Annotated in this window: 6 protein-coding genes and 1 pseudogene; 2 read left to right on the forward strand and 5 right to left on the reverse strand. The window is 36.8% G+C overall.

Features of this window, described 5'->3' with window-relative positions; all coding sequences use genetic code 11:
• Positions 1-6: 6 nt before the first annotated feature.
• Complete coding sequence (dnaG, locus tag ACQRDX_RS06940) at positions 7-1,809, reverse strand: DNA primase (RefSeq protein ID WP_427895569.1); 1,803 nt, start codon at positions 1,807-1,809, stop codon at positions 7-9.
• Positions 1,810-1,934: 125 nt separating this feature from the next.
• Here dnaG and mscL point away from each other — a divergent pair, with 125 nt between their 5' ends.
• Complete coding sequence (gene mscL, locus ACQRDX_RS06945; RefSeq protein WP_427895571.1) at positions 1,935-2,312, forward strand: large conductance mechanosensitive channel protein MscL; 378 nt, start codon at positions 1,935-1,937, stop codon at positions 2,310-2,312.
• Positions 2,313-2,412: 100 nt separating this feature from the next.
• Here the strand turns inward: mscL and rpsU are convergent, their stop codons facing one another.
• Entirely contained in the window at positions 2,413-2,589 is a 177-nt protein-coding gene (gene rpsU, locus ACQRDX_RS06950; protein WP_000048058.1) for a 30S ribosomal protein S21, read from the reverse strand.
• Positions 2,590-2,790: 201 nt separating this feature from the next.
• Between rpsU and ACQRDX_RS06955 the strand changes: the two genes are divergently transcribed.
• A complete protein-coding gene (locus ACQRDX_RS06955; protein WP_427895573.1) occupies positions 2,791-3,195 on the forward strand; it encodes a transposase in 405 nt (134 codons plus the stop codon).
• Positions 3,196-3,477: 282 nt separating this feature from the next.
• Here the strand turns inward: ACQRDX_RS06955 and ACQRDX_RS06960 are convergent, their stop codons facing one another.
• The 3 genes and pseudogenes from ACQRDX_RS06960 to ACQRDX_RS06970 form a co-directional block, all read right to left on the reverse strand.
• The gene (locus tag ACQRDX_RS06960; protein WP_354369615.1) at positions 3,478-4,041 is read right to left on the reverse strand and encodes a hypothetical protein; all 564 of its coding nucleotides are present in this window, start codon (positions 4,039-4,041) and stop codon (positions 3,478-3,480) included.
• A 50-nt stretch (positions 4,042-4,091) separates the two neighbouring features.
• Complete coding sequence (locus ACQRDX_RS06965; protein ID WP_427895575.1) at positions 4,092-4,655, reverse strand: hypothetical protein; 564 nt, start codon at positions 4,653-4,655, stop codon at positions 4,092-4,094.
• A 3-nt stretch (positions 4,656-4,658) separates the two neighbouring features.
• A pseudogene (locus ACQRDX_RS06970) lies at positions 4,659-6,664 on the reverse strand (hypothetical protein); the annotation flags it as partial.

A 6,664-nucleotide genomic window follows, 5' to 3' on the forward strand; every position in this document is an offset into this window, starting at 1 on the left:
TATCCTCTATTCCATTTTTCTTTTCTGAGCAATCAACTGCTCCAAAGCTAAGGTCTCATAGTCTAAATCTCTGTGATGACTATTCTCACGTAGTGCCTTATTTTGTTTTAATAACTCTTCTTTTGTCACATAGCGCTCGATTTGACGTAAAATATCTGACACCTCTTCTTCAGTGACCTCTTTTGGAAGGTTTTCTTCCAAGACTTGATAGTAGGCTGATTGGACCTTATCATCCAATTTGGCCAAGTCCATCGTTCCGATCTCGCCTTCTAATTTTAAAATGTCATATAGCTGCTCAAGTGCAACACTTTGAAATCGAAACTCCTCTTTTAATCGAAAGTCATTTAATAAATCAGGATGATGCATTAAGCGATGAAAAAGATGATTTTCAGCCCGCTCAAGTGAAGTCATTTGTTTTGTAATCGGTAAATCAATACTAATTTTAGCTTCAGCTTGACGGATGATGGCTTGATCTTGTCTAGTACTTAGGCGTTCGTTATTAACAGATTGTTCAATTTGATAAAAGTTAAAATCAGGTAACAAGTCAGCCAAAAGAGAAATGTAAGTGTTCTGGGCTGTAATAGACGGCACTTTGGCAATAATCTTTGCCATTTTTTCAACATATGCAATCTCTGTTTGCAGGTTATCTAAATTATGTGGTAAAAGGTGGTGAATCCAAAACTCCACATCACTTACACGAGACTCTTTTAATAAGTCAGCTAGAGCCTCCTTGGAATTTTTTTGTAAAAATTCATCAGGATCCATTTGATTAGGGAGACGAACAATTTCGACAGAAAAGTCTTTGAGCAAATCTAAAGCTTTTGCGGTCGCTTCTTGCCCAGCACGATCACCATCATAGACAAGCACTACTTTTTTTGTCACCTTTTGCAAATGCACTATATGTTCTGGAGTCAGCGCAGTTCCCATTGATGCTACCGCATGATTTATTCCTGATTGATGAGCGGCAATGACATCCATAAAGCCTTCCATGAGATAAACTTCACGATGTTTGGAAATACTGGACTTAGCCTTATCCAAGTGATACAGCTCATAAGATTTATTAAAAATGGGTGTGGCACGAGTATTTTTATACTTTGCCTTTTTTTCTTGTTGATCTCGCTCAGTCCATATCCTACCCGAAAATCCTATCACCTGACCTGAATCATTTGAGAGAGGAAACATTAAGCGATTACGAAAGGAGTCAAATATATTATTCGTATCCGTTAAAGTAAAAAGACCAGAATTGAGTAGTGTATTTTCATCCCATTTTTTTGATAACGATTGATAAAGGTAATCAGAGGCATCAGGTGCTAGACCGATATTAAAATAAATCAACTGCTCATCCGTTAAACCTCTTGAATAGAGGTATTGTCGAGCAGCCTCTCCCTCTGTTGTTGTCATCAAAACAGCGTGAAAAAATTTAGCTGCATCTTGATTAATTTGAAATAAATTTTGATAGGGATGTTCTTTTTTTACAGGAACTTGAACCTGTGGGGTAATATCAAATCCCGAACGCTCTGCAATTACCTGAACGGATTCCAAAAAAGATAAGCCTCTATATTCCTCTAAAAATTTAAAGACATCTCCTGACTTACCACAACCAAAACAGTGAAAAAATTGACGATCTTCTAAAACGTTAAATGAGGGAGTTTTTTCTTTATGAAAAGGACATAAACCCAAAAACTGCCGTCCAGCTTTAGATAAGGCGACAACTTCTCCAATAACGTCAACAATGTTAACACTATTTTTTATCTCAGCAATAGTTTCTTTTGTCAATGCCACACTATCACCTCCACATAAAAAGCCCATTTTAAACAATATACTACATTATACCATTGAAAAAATGTAATGTAAAATAAAAAAAATAGGTTAAAGTCTTTGACAAGTATATATCAATCAGATATAATCATATAAGTAAAAGAAAGGAAGATATCATGATTAAAGAATTAAAAGATTTCTTATTTAAGGCTAATGTCCTTGACCTTGCTGTTGCAGTTATTATCGGAGCTGCATTTGGTGCTATCATTACTTCACTTGTTGAAGATGTTATCACACCACTATTTCTTAACCCAGCTCTAAAAGCAGCTGGTGCAGAAAATATTGCACAGTTGACTTGGAACGGTGTTGCTTACGGTAGCTTCTTAAGCGCTGTTATCAACTTCCTTATCGTTGGGACTGTTTTGTTCTTCATCGTTAAAGGTGCCAATGCTGCTATGGCTCTTGGTAAAAAAGAGGAAGAAGTTGTTGAAGAAGCTGCTCCAACTCAAGAAGAATTGCTTACAGAGATCCGCGACCTTCTCGCTAAAAAATAAGCACAAAAGAAGACTAGTGTTGACACTAGTCTTCTTTTGTACCTTTAATTAACGCTAGAAAAGAAAAAAGATGAGACACTCATCTTTTTCTTATACGCTCTTAGAATTTTTTACGTTTACGAGCTGCTTCTGATTTACGTTTACGTTTTACAGAAGGTTTTTCGTAGAATTCACGTTTGCGTGACTCTTGAAGAGTACCAGCTTTAGTTACAGAACGTTTGAAACGACGAAGAGCATCGTCAAGTGATTCATTCTTACGTACTACTGTTTTTGACATTTTTTTCACTCCCCTCATTTGCAATGTAACATTTTCACGTTCTTGAATATTTTATCACGATATAAATATGAGGTCAAGCTTTTTTTATATTTTTGTTATTTATTGTTGTAGCGTTACAATAGATGTGAGACTTCTAGAAGTCAAAAAGAAGATTCCCTGATATGATAAGAGTACCACCACTCACCAAAAAGGAATCTTCTCATGACTAGTATATCACAAAATCTTCGCTATTTACCACATACTCTAGAAACATGTTACCACGCTGTTAAAACCTACCAAAATGGTGCCTCTGTCGCCTTCATCTGTCGACGTTACAAAGTTTCAAAAGCCTCTCTTATGCGCTGGAATAAGCGTTTTGATGGAACTAAAGAATCGCTGAAAAATCGATCACATCGACCTCTAACACCAAGACATAATGGCAAGGTTGAACGCAGTCACCGAAATGACAATCGACGTTTCTACCAGCACCTGACCTTTTACTCCTATGACGATCTGATCAAGCAGATGAAAACCTATCTTTATCGTTCTAATCGACTCCCTATGCAAACTTTAGGATGGAAATCTCCTATCGATATCAGAAAAGCTTCACTAGGAGCTAGCTCCTAGTAAAGCTTAACAAATGGATGGCTTCAAAATAACATTTTAGGTCTCACATCATTGACAAAGGTACAAATCATACCTTAAGTCTAAATGATGAGGTTTTTTGAGATAATAAAGCTCCTTAAGGGAACAAATCCATTCTGGATTTGTTCCTTTTTTATGTGGGAGGCGTTGGTCATAGTAACCAGAGTATCTACTAAGGTTAAAACTGACAGTATGCCAGCTCCATAGTGCTATTAAGATGGCAGGGAGGATAAACCATTTTCTTAATATCATGATGATAGCTTTCTATTCAAATCGTTTTTGATAAATCTTATTGAACAGCCATTGTAAGTTCACGCTTGGTTTTACTTCCATCTTTTCAACAATGGGATTGATCACCTCATCCACATAGCTCTGTGCCTCTTTTTGTCTGACAGCACTCTTATCATAAATGTCTTTCTTTACACCAGGCTTCTGATAATAGTAAGCTATGAATTTCCCACTCTTATCAAACAAATAGGTACGGTATATCTCTTCATTTGTATCCTCGAAGATTAGAACTAGATATTTAGAGGAGGCAGTAAAAGATCCTTGACCTACAAAAAATGAATGATTTTTTACGATCGCATTATCCCCATCCGTATCGTATCTTAAACCTTTGATAGAGGATTCTCCTAGATAGTCTAGATAGTCTGAAATAAATACCATCTCAGGATTGGCACCTTTTTCGTGGGGGATATGCTTGGCATAATAGATGAAGTAGGTGGAAAAATTATGGTCAATATAAAGGAAGCTGGTAAGAGAGCCAATAGCTAGCACAACAATTGTGATCATCATTCTTTTGATAAAAGACATTTTTTTCTTTTTCATTGCTTATCTTCTCCGTTTTTTACTTGATTTCTGGACAGGATAATTGCTTTCTATTCAAATCGTTTTTGATAGATCTTATTGAACAGCCATTGTAAGTTCACGCTTGGCTTTGTCTCCATCTTTTCCACAATGGGATTGATCACCTCATCCACATAGCTCTGTGCCTCTTTTTGTCTGACAGTACTCTTATCATAAATACCTTTCTTTACACCAGGCTTCTGATAATAGTAAGCCATGAATTTCCCACTCTTATCAAACAAATATATGCGGTATATCTCTTCATCTGTACCCTTGTAGATCGAGACTTCATATTTAGACGAGACGTGAATGACGCCTTGCCTTACTGAAAAAGAATGATTTTTTACGATCGCATTATACCCATCTGTACTATATTTTAATCCTTTAATAGAGGATTCTCCTAGATAGTCTAGATAGTCTACAATAAATACCATTTCAGGATTAGCACCTTTTTCGTGAGGGATATGCTTGGCATAATAGATGAAGTAGGTGGAAAAATTATGATAGATGTAAAGGAAGCTGGTAAGAGAGCCAATAGCTAGCACAACAATTGTGATCATCATTCTTTTGATAAAAGACATTTTTTTCTTTTTCATTGCTTATCTTCTCCGTTTTTTACTTGATTTCTGGACAGGTCTATTCACTTTTCTAATAACAGGTGCTGCTCGTCTAATGACTTTTCGGACAGGCTGAAAAACAGGTCTCGCCACTCTCGCTCTTCTAAGGGGTTGTACCACCTTCCTCACCACCCTCTTAAGGGGTTGGGGGACTTTTTTGATAGCCTTCTTGACAGGTTGAGGAATCACTTTCCTAACTTTTGCCATCACTTTTTTAGCAGTAGGGACTTTTTTTATGACTTTATTCACTTTTTTGGGAACTGTTTTAGTCACAAATGTCTTGATATTCTTAATGACCTTAGCCCTTGTTTTCTTGAAAGTCCGCACAACAGGTTTAATAACCTTATTATTGATAGTTTTAATAGCTTTAGTAATAGGTTTAATGATCTTATTCTTAATGGTTTTAGTCACTGGTTTAATGATCTTGTTATTGATGGTTTTAAGGGCCTTAGTAACAGGTTTGACCACCTTTTTCTCAATGGTTTTGGCAATGGCAGCTTTTGTTGTTTTTAGGGGGTGTTTAAGAAACTTATTAATATTGCCGTCATAAAGGACAGTATCCACTTGATGGATGTGATTATCAATATTTTTATACTTCCCGTTTACCACAGAATACCCCAATAATCCAAGACCACCAATGGTTAGAAAACTCGCTACAATTTCGATGAAGGAGCTTAATTGGGCTTCCCCCTTGTCCTTTCCTTTATTCATCCCATAGACTTCCAAAAAGAGGTCTTTCCGCTTTTTATCTAGATGTTCTTGATTATAATAAGCAAGGATGCGTTGATCTAATGGTAAATGCTTATACTTAGGGTGTCTAGAGAGGATAATCGAATCCATATCGGTATAAATATCAGACACTGGCATGGTTGTGAAGATATCCCCAAGTAATGAATTCTGCTCAAGTATAATGTTACGCTGATGACGGTCATTAATGGAGTGGCCTAACATTGGATTTTTTAGAAAAAACGCTAAGAGAAAAGAGCGTGAAGACAGTTTCTTGATCAAATTATCTGAGAATTTTTGGTCCTCCAAAGAAGCAAGTGTTGTCATGACATGGGCAAAATCAATCTTTCCGTTTTCATGATTATCTACTATTGCATTTTTTGCACCATCAGATACCTTATATATTGAACCTTTAAAAGTACTAAAAAAATTCTGTAACTTGTCATCACCATAGGAAGGAGAAGCCAATGTTAAAGCAATATCCCTATTAATTTTATTCAGGTCATGACCATGTTTTTTCTTAGCCTTTTGACCAATCTCTTTAATAAAGTTGATTAAATTATCTTGATAGCGCTCCCCTGTATCGATATTCTTAATTCCAGTATTTTCTCCAAACCAATCCTCTTTATCATCAGGATCCTTCTTATTAGAGGAGTGTTGATTGGGTTTCTTCTGAGACTGGACTCTGACAGGATTCAAAGACTTAATTGACATTGAATATTGAGGACCCAGAGTACCAACAATTTTAGTAGGACTAAAAGTATAGTTGGGGCGATAGCTTGGATAGATTGGACTTTGAGTTGGGCTAACCATTACGGGTAAGTAGTAAACCCTTGCTTTAGCTGTTTTTGAGCTAATCGTTGTCGCCTGAACTGGCTTAGCTACCGCATTTTTCACAACTGGTTTGAAACTAGCCTTGTGGTAAAAGATAACAGGAAGATTAGGTGGTGTGGGTTTAGCTATAGCCTTTGGTTTCTGAGGCTTATTTATCTTTTTAGGTACATTAGGAGCAACTGGCTTCTTTGGAAGAGGTTGATAGTTTGGCTCACTTGGTTTGGTTGGTGCCTGTGGTTTCTGAGGAGAGATCAGTTCAGGTGCTTGAGGTTTATTGGGTTTGCTTGGCTCCTTGATGGCTGTATTGAGTGTCGGTTTCTCAGGTGCTTTGGGCTCTTCTCTTAACTGGGCATCTAATATCCCTGATACTTTGAGATCCGTATTCACCGCAAACCAGAGGCGTGAACTGTTTCGTAATTGTCCTGGGT

Origin of the sequence: Streptococcus sp. SGI.013 (assembly GCF_050315295.1) — a bacterium.
Taxonomy (GTDB): domain Bacteria; phylum Bacillota; class Bacilli; order Lactobacillales; family Streptococcaceae; genus Streptococcus; species Streptococcus porcorum.